The 20,511-nt window shown below is 65.6% G+C and carries 18 protein-coding genes; 7 read left to right on the plus strand and 11 right to left on the minus strand.

Features of this window, described 5'->3' with window-relative positions:
* Positions 1–35 precede the first annotated feature (35 nt).
* The 4 genes from AC1RQF_RS00210 to AC1RQF_RS00225 all read left to right on the plus strand — a co-directional run bounded on the left by AC1RQF_RS00210 (position 36) and on the right by AC1RQF_RS00225 (position 6,039).
* The gene (locus tag AC1RQF_RS00210) at positions 36–914 is read left to right on the plus strand and encodes a hypothetical protein (protein WP_273995755.1); all 879 of its coding nucleotides are present in this window, start codon (positions 36–38) and stop codon (positions 912–914) included.
* A gap of 81 nt (positions 915–995) precedes the next feature.
* Complete coding sequence (locus AC1RQF_RS00215; RefSeq protein WP_273995757.1) at positions 996–3,128, plus strand: type I secretion system permease/ATPase; 2,133 nt, start codon at positions 996–998, stop codon at positions 3,126–3,128.
* Positions 3,129–3,155: 27 nt separating this feature from the next.
* The gene (locus AC1RQF_RS00220) at positions 3,156–4,574 is read left to right on the plus strand and encodes an HlyD family type I secretion periplasmic adaptor subunit (protein WP_273995759.1); all 1,419 of its coding nucleotides are present in this window, start codon (positions 3,156–3,158) and stop codon (positions 4,572–4,574) included.
* Positions 4,564–6,039 carry a TolC family protein gene (locus AC1RQF_RS00225; protein WP_273995761.1) on the plus strand — a complete coding sequence of 492 codons (1,476 nt, stop codon included), beginning with the start codon at positions 4,564–4,566 and terminating at the stop codon, positions 6,037–6,039. Before AC1RQF_RS00220 ends, AC1RQF_RS00225 begins: the two co-directional genes overlap by 11 nt.
* A gap of 606 nt (positions 6,040–6,645) precedes the next feature.
* Here the strand turns inward: AC1RQF_RS00225 and AC1RQF_RS00230 are convergent.
* Entirely contained in the window at positions 6,646–7,218 is a 573-nt protein-coding gene (locus tag AC1RQF_RS00230; protein ID WP_273995762.1) for a hypothetical protein, read from the minus strand.
* A 364-nt stretch (positions 7,219–7,582) separates the two neighbouring features.
* Between AC1RQF_RS00230 and AC1RQF_RS00235 the strand changes: the two genes are divergently transcribed.
* Complete coding sequence (locus AC1RQF_RS00235) at positions 7,583–8,458, plus strand: peptidoglycan DD-metalloendopeptidase family protein (RefSeq protein ID WP_492871137.1); 876 nt, start codon at positions 7,583–7,585, stop codon at positions 8,456–8,458.
* Positions 8,459–8,564: 106 nt separating this feature from the next.
* The gene (locus AC1RQF_RS00240) at positions 8,565–9,437 is read left to right on the plus strand and encodes a LysR substrate-binding domain-containing protein (protein WP_273995764.1); all 873 of its coding nucleotides are present in this window, start codon (positions 8,565–8,567) and stop codon (positions 9,435–9,437) included.
* A 20-nt stretch (positions 9,438–9,457) separates the two neighbouring features.
* Here AC1RQF_RS00240 and AC1RQF_RS00245 read toward each other — a convergent pair whose 3' ends face one another.
* From AC1RQF_RS00245 to tssF, 10 genes are all read right to left on the minus strand, one after another.
* Positions 9,458–9,790 carry a type 1 fimbrial protein gene (locus tag AC1RQF_RS00245; protein ID WP_273995765.1) on the minus strand — a complete coding sequence of 111 codons (333 nt, stop codon included), beginning with the start codon at positions 9,788–9,790 and terminating at the stop codon, positions 9,458–9,460.
* A 332-nt stretch (positions 9,791–10,122) separates the two neighbouring features.
* Positions 10,123–10,377, minus strand: a complete 255-nt coding sequence (locus AC1RQF_RS00250) for a GlsB/YeaQ/YmgE family stress response membrane protein (protein ID WP_492870963.1) — start codon at positions 10,375–10,377, stop codon at positions 10,123–10,125.
* An 81-nt stretch (positions 10,378–10,458) separates the two neighbouring features.
* Positions 10,459–11,223, minus strand: a complete 765-nt coding sequence (locus AC1RQF_RS00255; protein ID WP_273995767.1) for an ABC transporter ATP-binding protein — start codon at positions 11,221–11,223, stop codon at positions 10,459–10,461.
* Positions 11,220–12,098, minus strand: coding sequence for an ABC transporter ATP-binding protein (locus AC1RQF_RS00260; protein WP_492870964.1), 879 nt, complete (start codon positions 12,096–12,098; stop codon positions 11,220–11,222). Before AC1RQF_RS00260 ends, AC1RQF_RS00255 begins: the two co-directional genes overlap by 4 nt.
* A gap of 1 nt (position 12,099) precedes the next feature.
* A complete protein-coding gene (locus AC1RQF_RS00265) occupies positions 12,100–13,041 on the minus strand; it encodes an ABC transporter permease (RefSeq protein ID WP_273995769.1) in 942 nt (313 codons plus the stop codon).
* Between the two features lie 37 nt (positions 13,042–13,078).
* Positions 13,079–14,140, minus strand: coding sequence for an ABC transporter permease (locus AC1RQF_RS00270; RefSeq protein ID WP_492870965.1), 1,062 nt, complete (start codon positions 14,138–14,140; stop codon positions 13,079–13,081).
* Positions 14,137–15,738, minus strand: a complete 1,602-nt coding sequence (locus AC1RQF_RS00275; protein ID WP_492870966.1) for an ABC transporter substrate-binding protein — start codon at positions 15,736–15,738, stop codon at positions 14,137–14,139. Before AC1RQF_RS00275 ends, AC1RQF_RS00270 begins: the two co-directional genes overlap by 4 nt.
* 55 nt (positions 15,739–15,793) lie before the next feature.
* Positions 15,794–16,357 carry a D-alanyl-D-alanine dipeptidase gene (ddpX, locus tag AC1RQF_RS00280; RefSeq protein ID WP_273995772.1) on the minus strand — a complete coding sequence of 188 codons (564 nt, stop codon included), beginning with the start codon at positions 16,355–16,357 and terminating at the stop codon, positions 15,794–15,796.
* 11 nt (positions 16,358–16,368) lie between these two features.
* Positions 16,369–17,226 (minus strand): sap1 transcriptional regulator SapR, encoded by an 858-nt coding sequence (gene sapR / locus AC1RQF_RS00285; protein ID WP_273995773.1) that lies wholly within the window; start codon positions 17,224–17,226, stop codon positions 16,369–16,371.
* Positions 17,227–17,365: 139 nt separating this feature from the next.
* Entirely contained in the window at positions 17,366–19,174 is a 1,809-nt protein-coding gene (gene tssF, locus AC1RQF_RS00290; protein WP_492870968.1) for a type VI secretion system baseplate subunit TssF, read from the minus strand.
* 862 nt (positions 19,175–20,036) lie between these two features.
* On the opposite strand from tssF, the gene AC1RQF_RS00295 reads away from it, so the two are divergent.
* Entirely contained in the window at positions 20,037–20,423 is a 387-nt protein-coding gene (locus tag AC1RQF_RS00295) for a hypothetical protein (protein ID WP_273995775.1), read from the plus strand.
* Positions 20,424–20,511 lie beyond the last annotated feature (88 nt).

Genomic DNA, 20,511 nt, shown 5'->3' on the forward strand with positions numbered 1-20,511 from the left:
GAACTTTGGCCAGTTTATGTCGAAGGAGCATTGCCTTGTTGACGACCAAAGATTTCGAAGCGACTGCTTTCTCTCTGGAAGATTTCCTCAAGAGCCATGGGAGATCAGGTTTTCCTCCGAAAGTGTCAGAGGGAATTTTTCCGAAGGCGAATCCAATCAACCTCGAGCGAGTAGCGAACACAGCAGCAACGGCTATCACTGCTGATGATTTCGTGGTGAAGGGCGCTACAGCCCAAGACATTGCTGATCTAAATACCAGTCTCGCTTATCTCGAAACCAGTGCGAATGCCCTAAAAATCATTCAGGGTATGAAGGCCAACAAGGTGGCAATCGAGATTATTCACAACGGCGACGATCATTATTCCCCTGACAGCAATACTATTGCCTGGGATCCCCACTCGGCACTGACGGTCCAAGATAACGCAACAGGACAGGCCGTGGGCGTCCAATCCGCAGCGCTCGGTCTGGCTCATGAAGGTGCGCATTCGACGGATCCCGATCTGGCAACGCATAGTGGGACCCTTAATGCGCAGTACGACAATGATGCCGAAAAATACGCGGTGGCCAAAGAGGATCTCATCGCCACCGACCTGGGGGAGACGTTACGCTACAACCATCTCGGGTTCGGGTTGCCAAACGAAGTGAACCCGACAGAACACAGCACGCCCAAGGGTGATGGAACCTACACCTATGCCGAATGGAGCGGCGGCAAGATCATCACGGGTGACACTTACCAGATGGGAATGTCGCCCGCCAATCTCCCTGACGTCAGTGCTGGCCAGACATTGGCCGCCCGGACGCTCAGCAACCTGATCAGCGCGATGGGAGCTTTCGAGCCTCAAGCTGCAGTTGTCAGCCACCTGAGTGCGATAAATGATTCGCACGCAACGCTGCAATTGGCAGTTGGCCGCTAAGCCGGTCCGGTAGTTATGCAGCCTCCCCTGTATCGGCAGGGGAGGTATTGTCCTCCTGAAACGCTGACGCGATTTCCACGCATGTATGCTCCTCAGCAAGAATTGCCGCAGCCGCCGGACGATCCCGGCCTGTCGGCGCTTGTATTGATTGCACAGTTTCACGGTATCGCGGCAAACGCCGCGCAAATAAGGCATGCCTCGGGATCAACGGGCGATCAGCTTTCAGTCAGCGATCTCCTATTAGCGGCACGCAGCCTTGGTCTCAAGATCCGCCAGGTTCGGATCACTGAAAGTCGGTTGCCCAAGACCCCGTTGCCTGCCCTGGTGATCGACGAGCGCGGCAAACATTTTATTCTCGCAAAATGCGATGAGAATAAAGCGCTGGTTCTCGATGCCGGGGCGTCCGGGCCATCAATTTGCGAGCCCGCCTCAGTGATCTCCCGATCCGGCGGCCAGATGCTGCTGTTTGCGTCGAGGGCATCGCTTACCGGGGCGTTGGCGCATTTCGACTTCTCATGGTTCGTCCCAGCTGTCGTCAAGTACCGGAAGCTCCTGCTGGAAGTTCTGCTGGTCTCGGCCGTGCTGCAATTGTTTGGCCTGGTCTCGCCGCTGATGTTCCAGGTCGTGATGGACAAGGTATTAGTCAACCGTGCCTTCACTACCCTCAATGTCGTCTGCATTGCCTTACTGGTAAGCGCGATCTTTGAGGTGGTGCTGTCGGGCGTACGCAATTATGTGTTCGCACACACCGCGAGCCGCATCGACGTCGAACTTGGCGCGAAGCTGTTCAGGCATCTGCTGACGCTGCCACTTGCCTACTTCGGTGTGCGCCGCGTCGGGGATACGGTCGCCCGGGTCAGGGAACTGGAGAACATCCGCAGCTTCCTGACGGGACAGGCAGTCACTGCCGTAATCGATCTATTCTTCTCGATCATCTTCCTCGGGGTCATGTGCCTGTACAGCGTGTGGTTGACGCTGGTCGTAGTCATTTCATTGCCGGTGTATGCAGCGATTTCCATGACGATCACGCCGATTCTGCGCACCAGGCTGAACGAGAAGTTCGCCCGGACCGCCGACAATCAGTCCTTTCTGGTGGAAACCGTGTCAAGTGTCGAAACCGTGAAGTCGATGGCTGTCGAGCCGCAATTCACACGGCGCTGGGACAATCAACTTGCCGGCTATGTGTCGGCGGGGTTTCGTGTCAGTGCGCTTGGCAACGTCGGCCAGCAGCTGATCCAACTCGTCGGAAAGCTTGTTACGCTGGTGACGCTTTATCTCGGTGCGCGCTTTGTGATCGAAGGCAAATTGTCGGTCGGTCAGCTCGTTGCCTTCAACATGATGTCGCAGCACGTCGCGGTGCCCGTGCTGCGGCTCGCCCAGCTCTGGCAGGATTTCCAGCAGGTGGGTATTTCGATGGGGCGGCTGGGAGATATTCTCAATACCCGGACCGAACTGCCTCAAAGTCGCCAGGCCCTGCCCACGGTTCGAGGCGACATCAGTTTCCAGAACATCCGATTTCGTTATCGCCCCGATGGTCCGACTATCCTCAATGACATTTCACTCGACATTTCTGCGGGTGAAATCGTTGGCATCGTCGGACGATCCGGCTCCGGCAAGAGCACGCTGACCAAACTGGCACAGCGGCTCTACTTACCCGAACAGGGACGCGTGCGGGTCGACGGCATCGATCTCGCACTTGCCGATCCTGCCTGGTTGCGCAGGCAGATCGGCGTCGTGTTGCAGGAGAACCAGCTGTTCAATCGGTCGATTCGCGAGAACATCGCCGTCACGGATCCGGGTATTGCCCTCGACGTCGTCATGCACGCAGCGCAGCTCGCTGGCGCGCACGATTTCATTTCCGAGATGCCAGAAGGTTATGACACGATCATCGGCGAACATGGTTCGAATCTGTCTGGCGGCCAGCGCCAACGGCTCGCGATTGCCCGCGCACTCGTCACCAATCCGCGCATCTTGATTTTCGATGAGGCGACTAGCGCGCTGGACTTCGAAACCGAACACATCATCCAGAGGAACATGCGGGCGATGTGTAACGGCCGGACAGTGATCATCATCGCCCACCGTCTCAGTTCCGTACGGCACGCCAATCACATCGTCGCGATGGACAAGGGCCGCATTGTGGAGCGCGGCACGCACGACAGCCTGTTGGCGCAACAAGGGTACTACGCACATCTGGTATCGCTCCAGAACGCCTGACTCTTCCTCTTCTTCCGGTTGCTGTCCATGAAATCAATACTCCCAGGGGTCAGCACGCTGCTGGGCCGCTACGTCGCGGTTTTCCGAGAATCGTGGCTGATTCGCCGCGAGCTCGACACCCAACCACGCCTCGAACACGAGCGCGCCTTCCTGCCCGCCAGTCTCGAGCTGGTCGAAACACCGGTTCACCCGCTGCCACTCTGGACGATGCGCGTCTTCGTGGCGCTCAGTGCGGTGGTGGTATTGATCGCGTTTTTCGGGAAACTCGATATTGTCGCCACCGCGCCGGGCAAGCTGATTCCCCGCGAGGAGGTCAAGACCATTCAACCGGCGTTGACGGGCGTTGTCCGTCAGATCATGGTCCGTGACGGACAACGGGTCGAGGCCGGGCAATTGCTGATGGAGCTTGATACGACCCAGGCGGCGGCGGATTCCGACAAGGCACGGCTAAGCCGGATCGATGCCGCGCTAACAGCGGAGCGGTCGCGCGCGCTGCTATTGGCACAGGTCCACGCACAGGCGCCGACGCTCGGCCTGGTGGAGGGTGCCAGCGAACAGCAGCAATCGGAGGCCCAGCATTTCGCAGAGGGTTTCTATAACGAATATCGCGACAAGCTGAATAGTGCTCGGGCAGAACTGATGAAACGCGAGGCCGAATTCGGCACAACGCAACAGCAGATTGCCAAATTGGTCGCGACCGCGCCTTTGGCACGCCAGCAAGCGGATGATTATCGCGCGTTGGCATCGGACAAATATGTCGCGCGGACGGAGTATCTCGATAAGGAGCAAACCGCATTGGGCCAGGAACACGAACTCGCTGCCCAGCGCAGCCATGCCCGGGAACTGACGGCTGGTATTGCGCAGCAGCGTGCAGAAATCGCCTCGGTCACATCGGATTTCAGGCGCGCGCAGCTTGATCTGCTGGACAAGGCCACGCAGCAATTGGCGCAAAGTCGAAACGACGAAACCAAGGCCGATACGCGGCAGAAGCTGCTCAGTCTGACCGCGCCGGTTGACGGGACCGTCCAGCAGTTGCGGGTTCACACCCTCGGCGGTGTCGCGACGGCGGCCAATCCAGTCATGGAGATCGTGCCGGATGACGTGCTTGAAGTCGCGGCCAATATCGAGAACAAGGATATCGGCTTCGTGAAGGTCGGGCAGCTGGCGATCGTCAAGATCGAGGCGTTTCCGTACACCCGCTATGGCTATCTGAAAGGTACGGTCGAGACCGTGTCGAACGATGCCGTGCAGGAAAGTAAGCGCGGGCTGACCTTCGTCACGCGGATTCGGCTGGAGACCAATCGGATCCGAGCAAACGATACCTGGATCAACCTCACGCCGGGGATGACGGTCACCGCCGAAGTCAAGACCGGAAAGCGCAGCGTCGCACACTACTTCCTGGATCCCGTCATCCAGACGGGGCAGGAGAGTTTGCGTGAGCGTTAAGTCCATCGATGAACATGTCGGCGTGTGGTGGACAAGATGCGTGCTGGCGCTTGTTGGCCTGGCTTCCACGGGCGCATGGGCATTGGACCCGCTGCTGACAAACGGCGCGGTTCCGGCAACCGCGGCTGTCGACATGCTGGCCGCTTCCGCGAAGCTGTGCACGTTCACTGATCTGCCAACGCCGCTGCGTTTGCAGGATGCCGTCGAGCGGGCACTTTGCAATCATCCGAAAACGCGGCAAGCATGGGCGAACGTGAAAATTCAGGCGGCGGCGGTCGGCTTGGGCCGGGCCGCGTTCCTGCCTACCGTGAACGGCAGCTGGCAAGGTACGCGCGACAACGCGACGAATCACATCACGGGCTATCCACAATACGATTCGAACTATCAGGCCAACCTGCAGAATGCCAGCGTTTCGCTCAGCTGGGTGCTCTACGATTTCGGCGGGCGCTCGGCGGCGTTGCGCAACGCCGCCGAATTGCTGGCGGCAGCACAGGCGAACCAGCAAGCCGTCCTCGAAACGGTTTTCGCGTCGGTCGCGAAGGACTTCTATGCAGCCCAAGCCGCCCAAGGCGCACTCGCGGCCGCGCGTGAAATCGAGCGGACCGCACGTACGAGTGCTGATGCGGCGACTCGACGAGTCGACCGCGGTGTGGCAGCAATCAGCGATCAACTTCAGGCGCAGACTTCGTATGCCGAGGCGACCGTGAGCCGCACGAAGGTGGAGGGCGAATGGCTGGGCGCGATGGGTACGCTGGCGTCGGATATGAATCTGGCGCCGACGATCGCGATCGTGCTGCCGGATGTTGGTGATGGCGTTACGCCGACGCCGGAGTTCAGCGATTCGGTAGTGGCCTTGATCGACGAGGCGAAACGCACCTATCCCGGCGTCGTGGCGGCGCAGGCGCAGGTCGCTGCTGCGCAGGCCAAGGCGGCCCAGACCCGGGCCGAAGGCCTGCCGCGTTTGAGCCTCGTCGTTCAATATAACTACAACAACCAGCCAACCAGCCTGCAACTGGGATACCCCGTGTTCCCCGCGACGCATCGAGAGTGGTATCTCGGCTTTCAGGTGACGATCCCGATTTTCGAGGGTTTCATGCGGACTTATCAGGTCCGGCAGGCCGAAGCTCAGATTGAACTGCAGCGGAGCATACTGGATGAAATTCGGCAACAGGTGGGACTTGATGTCTGGACCAGCTACCAGACGCTGCAAAGCACCACGAAAAATCTCGACAACAGTGAGAGGCTACTCACGCTGGCGCAACGATCTTATGACGCAGCAGAGCGCCGTTATCGGACTGGGATCGGTCAGATTTTGGAATTGCTCAACGCGCAGTCGTCAATGGCCAGCGCGAAGCGGCAGCGGATTCAAGCGCTGACCGATTGGCGTTCGGCTCGCCTGCAATTGGCGTCGAAGCTCGGTAAGCTGGGAATGTGGAACCTATCGAGCGACGAATCGAAACCGTGAATGAACGGTCTGACGACGGCACGTGCGGTGCCAAGCCATCAGGATGTTCGAGAGCGGTGTCAATGCCGATAACTGGATCAATCTCCACCGTCGCGGTAGCTGCTGCCTCTCCAACGGGTTCGCGTCGATCGCCGGAATTGCCACACGCCACGCTGACCGCACGATTGGTGGCGGCCGCCGGGGCTTGTCGACGAACCACGTCGTCAGCTGTCGCGGTGGGGCTGTGTGCAAAGCCCGCGCAGGCGTCGCGTCGTCCGTTGCACTGCAGGCGGCCCGATTAACGGTGATCGCGCCCGCATGCTCGTACGTCTCCGCTACCGAATCGCTTCCCGCGCCGTCGCGACGAATCGATCGAAAAATGCGCGCAGCTTGGGCGGCATGTTGGACCACATGTTCCAGCGCAGCGTGACCTTTCCGTCGTCGGGCGCAAGTTCGATTGGGGTGAGTGAGCAGGCTGGAGAGGGCGGGAGATACCTTTTCAAGTGCTCGCTGGAGCGTTTGCGAAGCTGGAAACAGCCGACATGGGTGCCTCGATGTTCGGCTGTTTCTTTGCCGCTGAATGTGGCTGGCGTCGCAAGCGCTGGTTCAGCGTGGTGGAACTCCGGCTCAACCTTGAGCTTCCGGGGCGAGTGCGTGTTGCTCCAGGACAGCGATCACCACCCCTGCTAGATCCCGATTTTCCCGTAATCGCTCGATCGTTATTTCCTGTAAGCGGCGTAGCGCAGCATTTCGCGTTTCGTTTCCGTGCGCCATCACGTATCTCATGGAGGCCTGCGCGTTCTCGTGGCTCAGTTCCTTGATTGCGTCGAGAATGATGGGCAGGCGCATGCAGATTTCCACGACGACTTGATCCTCCGGGAGCCCTCGTCCCATCATGTCGTTCCCGATGATCGCTGCAGATTTTTGAAAGCCAATGCCAAGTGCATTGGCCGCGTGCCGGATCATGGTATGGACATTGGGGTCTGCTCCGGCCTGAGATAAAGAGCACGCCGCGCTAATCGCGGCGAGTATCAGTGCGATCGCGCTTTCTTTTGTGAGTTTCGTTCTGCGAGGGGGATTTGTTTTTCGCTTTCGTGGTCTGTTATTAGCCATTTTGATGAAGTCGTCGTTGAACAATCGGAATTTATCGGATTGAGACTCAATCGGGACAGCCTTCGGGGAAAACAATCTCAGTTTCACACGGCTCGATGGCTACCGTCACGCAGAAATGCTTCGAGCGTTGGAGCTAAGTAGGCTTCCCTGATTGAACGGCGGCCGCCTATTCGCTCGTGTCGAATCATGAGTGCGTGTTAGTTGAGCTTTTGATCACAGTCATCACCCTGTTCGACGCATCGCCCCGATTCTTACCACTTCCATCAACCCAACCCCACGCAAACCGGCAAAACTGACCGCCCCGGCCTAAAGTTTTCCCTTCCCGGGCCGTACTTACATCCACGGGGCGCGCTCCGGAGGGGGCTTGTCACCAATGCTTTCATCCGGTTACAGGCGGGCCGGCCTAATTTTGAGATGCTTGGCGGGTTGCACGCGGGGAGTTGGATCGAGCATGAAGAAAGGCGGAATGACGAAGCGCGCGGCATGGCTGCCGGGCATGGCGGTTGCGTTTGTCCTCGCGGGTTGCGCGGGGCCGCAGACCACGACGCCGCCCGACGAGGCGAGTGCGTCGGCGGCGCAGCCCGCCTCGGCGGCTGCGCCGGACGCCGCCTCGGCCGCCGGCGTCGCAGCAGCGGCCAAACCCGCGCCGATCCGCTATGTGATCAAGCGCGGCGACACGCTGACGACGATCGCGAAAGCCAACAACTGCAGCGTTCAAGACCTTCGCGCATGGAACCGGCTCGGCCGTCGCAGCCGGCTCGCGGCAGGGCAGGTACTCAGGATCGTCCCGCGCGTCCAAGTCCAGCAAACCGCGCAAGCCACCCCCGCAGCCGCCCCGACAACTACACCCGCCACCGCCACCGCCACCGCCACCGCCACCGCCACCGCCGTCCCCGTCGAGCGCGGCGCCGCGCGCCGCATCGCGCAAGATGCCACCCGTCACGCCCAGCGCGTCGCACTCGCGTGGCCGGCGCAGGGTTCGGTCATCGAAGGTTTCACACCGGGCCGCAATCGCGGCATCCAGATCTCCGGCCGCCCCGGCGATCCGATCCGTGCGGCGGCGGCCGGCCGGGTGATGTACGCGGGCGTGGGCCTGAACGGCTACGGCACGTTGATCCTGGTTCAACACAACGCGGATTTCCTCACGGCCTACGCGCACAGCCGCAAGCTGCTCGTAAAAACCGGCGACGTCGTGCGCCAGGGCGACGCGATCGCCGAAATGGGCGACGTCGACAACGGTCAGGTCGCGGTGCTGTTCGAAGTCCGTCGCGACGGCCGCCCGGTCGACCCGATGCCGTACCTGCCGGGCAAGCAAAGCCAAAGCTAGACGCCGCGGCACACGCCGGCTCGCGCAATCTTTTCGTTTCGCTTATCGTGACGATCCAAGCGCGCCCACCCGCACGCGTCCCGCTTCACGTTTTCCGCTTGCCGCCATGCGTCGTCTTCCTCCGCTGAACGCCCTGCAAATCTTCGTTGCGGCGGCGCGCCACCGCAGCTTCACGCGCGCGGCCGATGCCCTGTGCCTCACACAGGGCGCGGTCAGTCGGCAGATCCAGTCATTGGAGGCGCATTACGGTTTCCCGCTGTTCCGCCGCCAGGCGAAGGGCCTGACGTTGACGGCGGAAGGGGAGCAACTGCTGCCGGTCGTCGCCGACAGCTTCGCGCGCATCGAGGAGATTTCCCTGCGGCTCACGCGTCAACACGCGGGCCTGGCGCTGAAGGTGCCAACCTGCGTGATGCGCTGGATCCTGCCGCGCATGACGCGCTTCCAGGGCGAGCATCCCGATCCGCAGGTGCAGATGACCACCAGCTGGCAGCACGAAGTCGACTTCCAGCGCGAGCCGTTCGACGCGGCGATCGTCTATGGCGTGTCGCCCGGCGCCGGCGTGCGCGCGGTGCCGCTGTTCGACGAGCGCCTGACACCCGTCTGCACGCCCGAACTGCTCGCCGAAAAGCCGCTCGTCGGCCCGGCCGACCTCGCGCAACACACGCTGCTTCACCCAACCCGAGACCACCGCGACTGGCGCATGTGGCTCGACCACGCCGCCGTGACGAACGTCGATCCCGCTCACGGGCCCAGTTTCGAAACGCTGGACCTGGCCACCCAAGCCGCCCTGCAGGGTTTCGGCGTGGCGATCAGCGACGTCACGCTGAGCGACGACGACGTCATTGCTCGGAGGCTCGTGAAGCCGTTCGACATCGAACTGCGCACGGGCGCGCGCTATTACTTCGTCTATCCGGACAGCGCCGCCCGCTCGCGCCAGGTCGCGCTGCTCAGCGAGTGGCTCGCCGCCCACCGTGCATAGCAGGCGCCGAGCCGTCGAGATTACTGATAGGTAACGACCGCGATCAGGCGTTGGCCGCGATCGTGCTGGTTCGCGGGCACGCCGATCGGCTGGCTGGCTTCGGTGAAGCGGACGGTGCGCAGGACCTTCTGATTGTCGTTGTCGACGAACGCGACGTTGCCGGAGGCGGGGCGCGGGCACGCCGAGCGCAGTTGAAGCCGATCCGCCGGCGCGGCGGCGAGGCTGAAGTTGCAGGGCGGTTCGACGATCATGCCGGAGAAGCGGATCATGCCGCTTTGTGCGAGTGCCGCGCCGCACAGGCTCAGCAACGTGGCGGCAACGGCGAAAGACGCGAGGGTCGGGCGGCGTAGCATGTGTAGCTCCTTCGATTGTGCGCAGCGCGGCCAAGGTTCTCGACGAACAGCAGTCCGATACGCCACGGTGCTCTCTGCGTAAACGACATTTCCCGGAGAAACTTAAGCAGTATTCAGTGAAGCTGACGGTTCGATCATACTTGTCCGAATCACAAGTGAAAGATAGAAATGCGAATGATCGAGGGCAAGTCAGGAGACTACGTACGCGTTTAAGCGGATGGTCGGCGTCGACGGATGGCGTTGTGCCGAGACAGGCAAAAAAAACGGCCTTCCGAACAGGAAGGCCGCGGCTTGCAGCGGTATGCGCGCGAGGCGCGCCGTGCTTCAGCGCATCACGTCGCGCGCTTGCGGATCGCGCCGTAGGCGAACAGCAGCACGATCGCGCCGATGATCGACGCGATCCAGCCCGCGCCCTGGCCGGGCTGATACCAGCCGGCCGCACGGCCGAGGTAGCCGGCGATCACGGAGCCCGCGACGCCGAGCAGGATGGTCGTCAGGAAGCCCATCTTGTCGTCGCCGGGCTTGATGGCGCGCGCGAGCAGCCCGACGACGAAGCCGACGATCAGTGTTTCGATGAGTTGGATCATGAAAAAAAGCCCCCCATTGTTGACAACAGCAGATCATCATAGACCGTTGCGCGGCCGCGGAGTTCAGCGGCGCGCATCGCGTCAGGCGGCCGATGCCGCATGCCGACGGTAACCCTGGGTCGCGCGCAGCAACCCGCGCGTGTAATCGCTCGCCACGCGCCCCGCGCGAATCGCATCGACGTCGAGTTGCTCGACGAGCGCGCCGTCGCGCATCACCGCCACCCGCCCGCACAGAAACCCCACCACCGCGAGGTTGTGGCTCACGAGCAGCATCGTCAGCGCGCGTTCGCGATGCAGGCGTCGCAGCAGGTTCAGAATTTCCGCTTGAACGGAAACATCGAGCGCGGATGTCGGTTCGTCGAGCAGCAGCACGCGCGGCTCGACGATCAGCGCCCGCGCGATCGCGACGCGCTGCCGCTGCCCGCCCGACAGCTGATGCGGATAGCGGAACCGGAACGACGGATCCAGGCCGACTTCCTCGAGCGCGCGCCCGATGCGCGCATCCGGATCCGGCAGGCGCTGGATCGCGAGCGGCTCGCGCAGCGTGGTATCGACCGTGAAGCGCGGATGCAGCGACGCATACGGATCCTGGAACACCATCTGGACGTCGCGCCGTAGCGCGCGATCGCGTGCGCCGTCGGGCGTGCGGCCGTCGATGGCCAGGGTGCCGGCCGACAACGGCGCGAGGCCCGTCAGCGCGCGCAGCAGCGTCGACTTGCCGGAGCCGGATTCCCCGACGAGGCCGAATGCCTCGCCGCGCGCGATGTCGAGGCTGACGTCGCGCACTGCGTCGACGTGGCCGCCGCGGGTCGGGAAGCGTACCGAGGCATGGCGGATTTCGATCATCGCGGTTCTCCCGTGAGCCAGGCCGGATCGCGCCGCAGCACCGGCAGCGCGTCGGGCGGATCGACGAGCGGCGGCGTCGCGGCGAGCAAGCCGCGCGTATACGGATGGCTGGCATGCGCGAGGTCGCGCGCCGCGCAGGTCTCGACGACGCGCCCCGCATACATCACCGCCACCCGATCGCAGAACGACATCACGAGCGGCAGGTCGTGGCTGATGAACAGCAGCCCGGTGTCGTGGCGCGCGACCAGCGCGTCGAGCACCGCCAGCACCTGCATCGAGACCGCCACGTCGAGCGCGGAGGTCGGCTCGTCGGCGACCAGGAGGCGCGGCCCGGTCGACACCATCATCGCGATCATCACGCGCTGCCCCATGCCGCCCGACAGTTCATGCGGATACGCGGCCGCCACCCGGCGCGGCTCGCGGATCTCGACGGCGGCCAGCGCGTCCTCGATCCGCGCGCGCAGCGCGACGCCGCGCAGGCGCGGCTCGCGCAGCCGGAACGCCTCCGCGAGCTGCGCGCCCACCGTCATCACGGGATTCAGCGAGAACTTCGGATCCTGGAGGATCATGCCCATTTCACTGCCGCACAGCCGGCGGCGTTCGCGCGGGGAGAGCGCGAGCAGGTCGCGGCCGGCGAAGCGCAGGCCGCGCGCGCGCCAGTGCGCGCTGTCCGGGAGCAGGCCGAGCAGCGCGCGGCCGGTCAGCGATTTGCCGGAGCCCGATTCGCCGACGATGCCGAGCCGTTCGCCGGGCGCGAGCGTGAGCGACAGGTCGCGCACGGCCTCGATCTCGCGGCCGTCATGGCCGCGAAAGCTGACTTGCAGCCCGTCGATCTCGCATAGCGGCGGCGGGGCGGGCGTTGATGGATGCGTCATGTCAGGCTCCATGGCGCGGGTCGAGGACGTCGCGCAAGCCGTCGCCGAGCAGGTTGAAGGCGATGCTCACGAGCAGGATCGCGCAGCCGGGCAGCGTCGCGACCCACCAGGCGTCGAGCAGCACGTTGCGGCCCGAGGCGACCATGAAGCCCCATTCGGGGCTCGGCGGCTGCGCGCCGAGCCCGAGGAAGCCGAGCCCGGCGACGGTCAGGATGATGCCCGCCATGTCGAGCGTGGCGCGCACGATCACCGACGACAGGCACAGCGGCATCACGTAGCGCAGCAGCAGGCGCGGGCCGGACGCGCCTTGCAGGCGCGCCGCGTGCAGGAAGTCGGCCTGCGCGATGCGCAGCGTCTCGGCGCGCGAGAGGCGCGCATAGGCGGGCCACGCGGTCAGAGAGATCGCCACCACCGCATTGAGCACGCCCGGCCCGAGCGCGGCGGCGAACGCGAGCGCGAGCACGATCTTCGGGAACGCGAGCGCGATGTCGGTGAGGCGCATCAGCACGCTGTCGATCCAGCCGCCGCACAGGCCGGCCGTGGTGCCGATCAGCAGGCCGATCGGCACCACGATCGCGACCACCAGGAAGGCGATGCCGAGCGTCAGCCGCGCGCCGTCCATCAGCCGGGACAGGATGTCGCGGCCGAGCTGGTCGGTGCCGAGCCAGTGCGCGGGCGTGCCGGGCGGCAGGAGCCGATCGGGCAGCACCTGCTGGAGCGGGTCGTGCGGCATCGCGAACGGCGCGATCAGCGCGACCACGACGAGCGCGGTGAGGATCGCGAGGCCGAACAGGTTGAGCGGGTTCGCGGCGAAGCGCCGCCAGCGCCGGTAGGCGAGACCGAGCGCGGCCTGGCGGCGCGAGCGCGGCGCGTCGGTGAGCAGCCAGGCGCGCAGGCCGGGAGGCGCGGGCGGCGGGACGGGGGAGTCGGGAAGCGTGGCCATGAGGGTCGACGTAGGCGGAGAGGCGGGCGCGGCCGGTTCAGCGGGCGCGCGGATCGAACACGCGATACAGCGCGTCGGTCAGGAGGTTGACGGTGATGAACATCGCGCCGATCACGAGCGTGGCGCCGAGCACGGCGTTCATGTCGGCGTTCAGCAGGGCGCCCGTCAGGTAGGAGCCGATGCCGGGCCACGCGAACACGATCTCGGTCAGCACCGAGCCTTCGAGCAGGTTGCTGTAGGTGAGCGCGATCACCGTGAGCAGCGGCACCGCGATGTTGCCGAACGCATGACGCCAGATCACGCGGCGCTCGGATACGCCTTTCGCGCGCGCGGTGACGATGTATTCCTGGCTCAACTGGTCGAGCATGAAGGAGCGGGTCATCCGGCTCAGGTAGGCGACGGAGTAGTAGCCGAGGATCGCGGCGGGCAGCGCGATGTGCGACAGCGCGTTGCGGAACACCTCCCACTCGCCGGCCAGCGCCGCGTCGACGAGCAGGCCGCCGGTGCGCGGCTCGACCATGCCGTCGTACAGCGGATCGAGCCGGCCGGGGCCGCCGACCCAGTGCAGTTTCGCGTAGAACAGCAGCAGGCCCATCAGGCCGAGCCAGAACACCGGCACCGAATTGCCGATCAGGCCGACGAACCGGGCGACGTGGTCGAGCGGCCGGTTGTGGCGGACCGCGGCCGCGACGCCGAGCGGCACGCCGAGCGCGATGCCGATCAGGGTGGCCAGCGTCGCGAGTTCGAGGGTCGCGGGGAACACGCGGCGGATGTCGTCGAGCACCGGGTTCGCGGTCAGGAGCGAGATGCCGAGTTGGCCGTGCAGCACGTCGCGCGCATAGATCATGAACTGCGTCGCGAGCGGCTGGTCGAGGCCGAGCGCGATGCGCTGGGCCGCATAGGCGTCGGCCGACGCGCGATCGCCGAGGATCGCGAGCACGGGATCGATCGGCACCTTGCGGCCGATCACGAAGGTCAGCGCGAGCAGGCCGGCGAACGTGACGGCGAGCGTCAGCGCCCAGCGCAGCGCGCGCAGCAGCGCGCGCGCGGCGGGCCGGCTGCGCGGCGAGCGGGGAACCGGGTCGGGCGCGGGCGTCATGGCTGCTTGTTCAGGTTGCGGTACGAGACGAGATCGTTGATCGGCCCGATCGCGAGGCCGCCGACGCCGGGCCGGGTCGCGACCTGCGCGACCTTCTGGAACAGGATCACGAACGGCGAGTGCGCGAGCACGTCCTGCTGCATCGCCTGGTACAGCTGCGCGCGCCGCGCGGCCGACGGCTCGGCGAGCGCGGCCTGGGTCCGCGCGGTGAGCTGCGGGATGGCCCAGGCGTTGCGCCACGCGAGCATCCGGTAGCTCGACCGGTCCGAGTTGTCCGGGTTCCAGGCGAAGCCCTGCGCGTTGCTGTGCGGGTCGATGTAGTCGGCCGACCATTCGCCGATGTAGATGTCATGCTGGCGGGCGCGGTACTTCGCGAGCGTCTGCTTGTTGTCGCCGGGGATCAGCCGCACCTTCACGCCCGCCTGCGCGAAATTCGCCTGCACGGCCTGCGCGATGTCGGTGTACGGGTAATCGTTGCGCACGTCCATCGTGACCGTGAAGCCGTCCGGCACGCCGGCCTTGGCGAGCAGCGCCTTGGCCTTCGCGACGTCGAGCCGGTATGGATTGCGCGCGAGCGCGCCGAGGAAACCGTCGGGCAGGAAGGTCTGGTGCACCTGGTAGGTCGTCTCGACGACGTGGCTCTGGATGCCGCTGTAGTCGACCAGCCACTTCAGCGCCTCCTGCACCTCGGGTTTCGCCAGCGTCGGGTTCTTCGTGTTCAGGCCGAGATAGAGCAGCGTGGCCTGCGGCGAGGGCGTGACCTTCGCCTTGCCGCTTTTCTGCACCGCGAAGAGATCGTCGGGGCTCAGGTCGCGCGCCGCGTCCACGTCGCCGTTTTCGAGCAGCAGGCGCTGGCTGGCCGCTTCGGGCACGTGGCGCAGCACGATGCGCTTCATCGCGAGCGGCAGCCGATAGCCGTCGAAGCGCTGCAGCACGAGGCTGTCGTTCGCGGTCCACTTGACGAGCCGGTACGCACCCGAGCCCGCCTCGTTGGTCTTCAGCCAGCCGCTGCCGAAGTCGCCGCCCTGCTGGTGCGAGAGCAGCAGCTTGCGGTCGAGCACCGACGCGGGCCAGGCGCCGAGCACGTTGAGCACGAAGGTCGGCGCGTATTTCTGGTCGGTGGTGATCGAGACCGTCGTGTCGTCGAGCTTCTTCACGCGTTGCAGCACGTTCGCCTTGGTGAGCCCGAGGCCCGCCAGCACCGCGGCCGGCCCCTTGTCGAGCAGCACCGTGCGCTGGATCGACCAGGCGACGTCGTCGGCCGTGAGCGGGTTGCCCGAATGGAACGCGAGGCCCGGGCGCAGCTTGAACGTGTAGGTGAGGCCGTCGGGGCTCACCTGCCACGATTGCGCGACGTCGCCGTTGAATTTCGCCGGGTCGGCGAGATCGACGCGCACGAGGCGGTCATAGGTGTTCGCGACGTATTCCTCCGGCACCAGCTCGTAGATCTCGCCCGGATCGAGCGAGGTGAATTCGTCGAGCAGGGTCGCCATCACGAACATGTCCTTCGGCGTGGCGGCGCGCGCGGGGGGCGGCGCGGCAAGGCAGGCGGACGCGACGGCCAGCGCGAGGGCGAGCCTGGGCAGCAGGGGCTTCATGCGAACTCCGGAAGTCGGTGAATCATGGGCGGGACATGGCCGGGGCGGCGCGGCTTCACATCAGCCGCCACGGGCCGCAGTCGGCATGGCCGATCTGCGGCAGGGCGCGCGCGTCGGGCAGTTCGTAATGCCACCACTCGCCGGCGATATGCGCGAAGCCGGCCGCGCGCATCACGCCGAGCAGCAGCAGGCGGTTGCGCTGCACGGCCTCGGGCAGCCCGTCGCGGAAATGCTGCGAGTCGGGCGTCATCTCGTCGAAGCCGGTGCCCATGTCGAGCGCGTGGCCGTCCGCGCCGACCAGCGTCAGGTCGAGCGCCGCGCCGCGGCTGTGATTGGAGCCGCGCGCGGGATCGGCGATGTAGGCTGGATCGGGCAGCCAGTTCCACAGGATGCGTTGTGCTTCGGGCGGGCGGTACGCGTCGTAGAGGCGCAGCCGGAGGCCGGCCTGCGCGGCGATCCGCACCGCGCGGCGCAGCGCCGCCGCGGCGGCGGGCAGCAGCAGGCAATGCGCATGCCGGTAGATCGGCCGGCCGGTCAGGTTGCGGTCGGTCGCGTAGACGAGATCGAGCTCGACGTCGTGCGCGGCGGGGGTGATTTCGACGAGGCGGGATGGGGTCATGGCGCGGTGCCTCAGGATTCGAACTGATCGAAGGCGCGCTGCAACGCGCGGTTGCGGGCGACCCGGGCGTCGACGGCGGGACCGAGCCGGTCCACCACCGCCGTGATCAGCAGGTTGAAGAGACAGGTGAGCGGCGCGAGCGAATCCCAGAACTGGCCCACGTCGGTCTTGACCTGCAACAGGTCGCAGCGCAGCTCGCGCGCCCAGGCGCAGTACGGGTCGGTGACGAGCGCGAACGGCACGCCGCGTTCGGCGGCCGCCGTGCAATAGCGCCGCGCGATCCGTGCGTAGGCGCGGATGTCGGTGACGATGCAATAAGGCTGCGCGAATTCCGAATTCAGCGCATCGACGTAGGCGCCCGACAGGCCGTCGACATAGAACACGCGCGGGCGCAGGTATTCGAGGTAGCTCTGGAACGCATTGCTGACGCCGCGCGTCGACTGGATGCCGAGGATGTATACCGCGTCGGCCTGCGCGATGCGGTCGGCGACGCGCGCGAAGACCGGGCCGTCGGCCAACTGGTAGACGTGGCGGATCGCGTCCAGCTCGCGCGCGAGCGAGGCGTCGAGCGTGCGGGCCTCCATCGCGGGCGCCGTGCGCCGGTGAGCGTCGAGGCGGTCGGTGATGAGCCAGGGCCGCTCGGCGTCGCCGCGCAGCTCGCGCTTGAGGTGATCCAGGTTCCGGTAGCCCACGCTGCGCAGGAAACGGCCGACCGAGATGCCGCTGGTGCCGGTTTGCTGCGCGATCTGGTCAGCCGTCTCCAGACCGAGGCGATCCAGGTTCGCGAGCATGTAGCTCGCGATGCGCTTCGCCGTGGGCGTCAGGTCGGCAAAGCGGGCTTCGACGGTCTCGGCGAAGGCGGGCGGCATGAGGGTGTGTTAGATATTTGTCGTGTGTGGCGAAAATGTCATTCATCTAACGAAGTCAAAATAATGCGCGCCAGCTTAAAAAAACTATGGTGCGGGGACGATGATAGCGTCTCGCGTGTGCTCGCGGGCGACGGGGGCGCTACAGCAAGGGCATCTCGCCCATGCGGGGCGGACGCCGGCACAGCTCGCGGCGGCTGCCGCGGCCGCGCAGCACGATCTGGATGAATCCGCTGTGCGGCGCATAGGGCGCGAAGAATTCGTCCATCACGACGGCGAACGTATGCAGGCTGCTCGCGACGAAGGCGGCTTCGTCGAGCGTGAGCGTGATCTCGACGCCGCGCACGAAGGTGGAAACGGGCTTCACGGCCATCCACTGCATGACCGCGCGGTGCGTGAGATCGACGATGCCCTCGATCTGCGGCGCGTCGCCCGCGTTGCCGCGCAGCAGCAGACCCTTGAGCGCGGCAAGCCCGGCGGGCAGCAGCATGACGACGTGCGGCGCGAGGCCGGCGATGAGCCGCCAGTGCGCACCGCGGCCTTGGCGCGGCGACTGCCGGGGCGAGGCGGGGCGCAGCATCGCGATGCGCGCGGCGAGGTTGTCCTTTTCGTTGAGCAGGTCGCCGTCCGGCGCGCCGTAGGGCAGCGTGCGCGGCCGGTCGCCGTTGGAGCAGGTCAGCCTCAGGCTCAGTTGATCCGCGTCGGGCGCGGTCGGTTTGCCGTCGAGGTCGACGAGCGTGATCGCGAGCGCGCAGTCCGCCGGCCCTTGTGTTTCGGCGATCCAGAAGCACGCGCTGCGCGACGCGGCGCGGCCGTGCCCGAGCGACCAGTAAGGCGGCACGGGCGTGCCCGCGTCGCTGCCGGGCGCGCTCCGGCGCAGCATGCCGACCGCGTCGACCGAATGCACGTCGACGCCGCTCGCGCGCAGCGTCTGCGGCGCCACCGGGTAGTGTGCGACGCCCGGCTTGACGGCGATCGGCGCGCCGTCCAGTTCGAACAGGTTCACGATCGGCGTGCAGAACAGGTTCAGGTGCGCGGCCGCGACGGCGTCGAGCGCGCGCAGGGCGGGCGCGTCGTCGGCCGCGCCGCTGATCGGCAGATGCAGCGTGAGGTGGCGGCACGGGCCGGCCGCGCGCGCGAGCCGCGCGAAATCGAGATCGACGAAGGCGAACTTGGCCGGGAAGGCGAGATATTCGCCGAGCAGGCGCGCGGCCGGGTGCGAGTACTCGGGGGGCGTCGCGAGCGCGTCGTGCGCATCGAAGCCGGCCGCGGCGAGCGGCACCTTGGCGAGGGGCTTCCAGCGGCCGTCGCGGTCCACCTCGATGAAGGAGGCGGAGGCCCTCAGCAGCAGCGCATCGTTGAGCGCGGCCACGAGCATCGGGTCGCCGTGCAGATGCAGGCGCACGGTCGGCGCCACGCTCGCGGGGAACGGGCGTTCGGCCTGCGACGGCGTGAAGCCGATCGACAGGATCCCGGCGGTGCGCTCCGGCAGGCGTGCATGCGAGGGCGCGTTCGAGGGCGGCCCGTAACGCGCGTCGGCAACCGTCAGCGCGGTCAGCACGACGTCGTAGGCGGTGCGGAAACGGCAGGCGCCCACCCGGCTTTCGAGCTGCGTGCCGCGCGGCACGGTCATGTCGGTCGTCAGTTGGCCGGCTGCATCGCCGGGCTCGAACCGGGCGATCGAACAGGCGGGAAACGGGCGCAGCGTGGCGGGATCGAGCGTGCCGAGCAGGGCGTGGGTGAAGGCGGGGATGTCGTCGTCGAGCACCTCGCCGATGCGCGCGCCGAGCAGCGCGAACGATTGCACGAGGCGCTCGACATGGATGTCCTCGGCATGGCCGTCGCTCACCGCGAAGCGCGCGGCGATCTTCGGGTGCCGCAGCGCGAACGCGCCGAGCGACTCGCGCAGCAGCGCGAGTTCGCGTTCGTAGTAGGGCAGCAGGTTATCCATGTGGGCGTTCGCGGATCGGGGCGGGGTGGTGGCTTCGGGCGCGGTCGACGTCAATGGCCGCTCATGCGCCGCGCCGACGGTTCCCATTCGCACGGCGGCGCGTCATGCCGACGCCGACGTGGAACGCGCAGCCGGCGACGGTCGCCCGACGCGGCGCGCCCGGCGGGCGGTTGCCGGGACGCTCGGGCGCGGCGGCGTGGGGCACACGATCCGTCATGGGGCGTTTCCAGGGGGAGGGCTGAGCCCGGCGCGGAATCGCAGCGGGCGGCGCGCAACGGGGCGCGCCGGACTGCGGCTGCTCGGGCGCGTGCAGGTACGCGGGATGAGGGGGAGCCTGGGATCGAGCGGCCGCCCGAGGTTCGCGCCGGCGGGGTGGTCGATTCGAGGCGCGCGGCATTCACGCCGTCGAACTCAAGCGCGCCGGATTGACGGCTTGCGACGCGCGCGGCGCAATTCGATAAATGGCATTCCGCTTTGAAACGGCGGCAATACGATTCCCGGAAAGCGGGGGACTTCGGCATGATTCGAACGTAACCCGGTGAAAGGTAAATGTCGGCGCGGCATGCATCACGTTACGGCTCATCAATATAATGCGCGGTTCAATTTAAGGCCATTCGGTCGATCGAGGTTCGGATTTCCGGATATTTTGCGGAATTAATGTTGCCAGGCAAGAAAGCTTGAATTATTTACCTTTCCGAAAAATTATGATCTGGCTCGATTTGTCGAATTTACCGGATCGTATCGGCTGGTGCTGGCGGTTGCGTTGCTCGACGAAATGGCAGTGGTTTTAAAGGCGGCGCGGCGCTATGATGCGTCGTCTTAATCGGCGCCAATAATTCGATATTCGGGGGCGATAATGCAAATGTCAGATATTGCGGGTTTCCTGAATCTGCAAAGCAGTCGCCCGCTGACGATCAAGACATGGCTTTCCGGAACCGTCGCATGGGAGTTCGGCGATTTTCAGTGCGCCGAGGGATTATCGACGCCGTTCGACGTGCGGCGCGGTCCGGTTCCGCGCGATTCCAACATAACGGTGAAGCCGTTGATCGGGCCGCCCGCGACGGTTTCGCCGCAAGCATCGAGCGGCAGGTCCGGCGGTTCGGCGCGGCATTGTCACGGCTGCGCCGCGCCGTTCACGCACGAAGACGCCGAGGGCGGGCCGCGCGGCTTTGATTCCTCCGGTCGGGGCGACGAACCGACGTGCTTCCGGTTCGACGCCCCGGCCACGAGCGCGGCAAGGCGACGCTGATTCTCGACAGCAGCGGCCCTTTTCCCGCACGGGGCGCGCATCGCGTTCGACGGGGCGGCGCCGATCCGCATCAACGGCAACAAGGTGG

The sequence above is a fragment of the Burkholderia sp. GW821-FHT14F03 genome (assembly GCF_058803765.1).

Coding starts and splice junctions, on each gene's coding strand:
- AC1RQF_RS00215 (WP_273995757.1), top strand. CDS start 996: ATGTATGCTCCTCAGCAAGAATTGCCGCAGCCGCCGGACGATCCCGGC.
- AC1RQF_RS00220 (WP_273995759.1), top strand. CDS start 3,156: ATGAAATCAATACTCCCAGGGGTCAGCACGCTGCTGGGCCGCTACGTC.
- AC1RQF_RS00235 (WP_492871137.1), top strand. CDS start 7,583: ATGAAGAAAGGCGGAATGACGAAGCGCGCGGCATGGCTGCCGGGCATG.
- AC1RQF_RS00240 (WP_273995764.1), top strand. CDS start 8,565: ATGCGTCGTCTTCCTCCGCTGAACGCCCTGCAAATCTTCGTTGCGGCG.
- AC1RQF_RS00245 (WP_273995765.1), bottom strand. CDS start 9,790: ATGCTACGCCGCCCGACCCTCGCGTCTTTCGCCGTTGCCGCCACGTTG.
- AC1RQF_RS00250 (WP_492870963.1), bottom strand. CDS start 10,377: ATGATCCAACTCATCGAAACACTGATCGTCGGCTTCGTCGTCGGGCTG.
- AC1RQF_RS00255 (WP_273995767.1), bottom strand. CDS start 11,223: ATGATCGAAATCCGCCATGCCTCGGTACGCTTCCCGACCCGCGGCGGC.
- AC1RQF_RS00260 (WP_492870964.1), bottom strand. CDS start 12,098: ATGACGCATCCATCAACGCCCGCCCCGCCGCCGCTATGCGAGATCGAC.
- AC1RQF_RS00265 (WP_273995769.1), bottom strand. CDS start 13,041: ATGGCCACGCTTCCCGACTCCCCCGTCCCGCCGCCCGCGCCTCCCGGC.
- AC1RQF_RS00270 (WP_492870965.1), bottom strand. CDS start 14,140: ATGACGCCCGCGCCCGACCCGGTTCCCCGCTCGCCGCGCAGCCGGCCC.
- AC1RQF_RS00275 (WP_492870966.1), bottom strand. CDS start 15,738: ATGAAGCCCCTGCTGCCCAGGCTCGCCCTCGCGCTGGCCGTCGCGTCC.
- ddpX (WP_273995772.1), bottom strand. CDS start 16,357: ATGACCCCATCCCGCCTCGTCGAAATCACCCCCGCCGCGCACGACGTC.
- sapR (WP_273995773.1), bottom strand. CDS start 17,226: ATGCCGCCCGCCTTCGCCGAGACCGTCGAAGCCCGCTTTGCCGACCTG.
- tssF (WP_492870968.1), bottom strand. CDS start 19,174: ATGGATAACCTGCTGCCCTACTACGAACGCGAACTCGCGCTGCTGCGC.
- AC1RQF_RS00295 (WP_273995775.1), top strand. CDS start 20,037: ATGTCAGATATTGCGGGTTTCCTGAATCTGCAAAGCAGTCGCCCGCTG.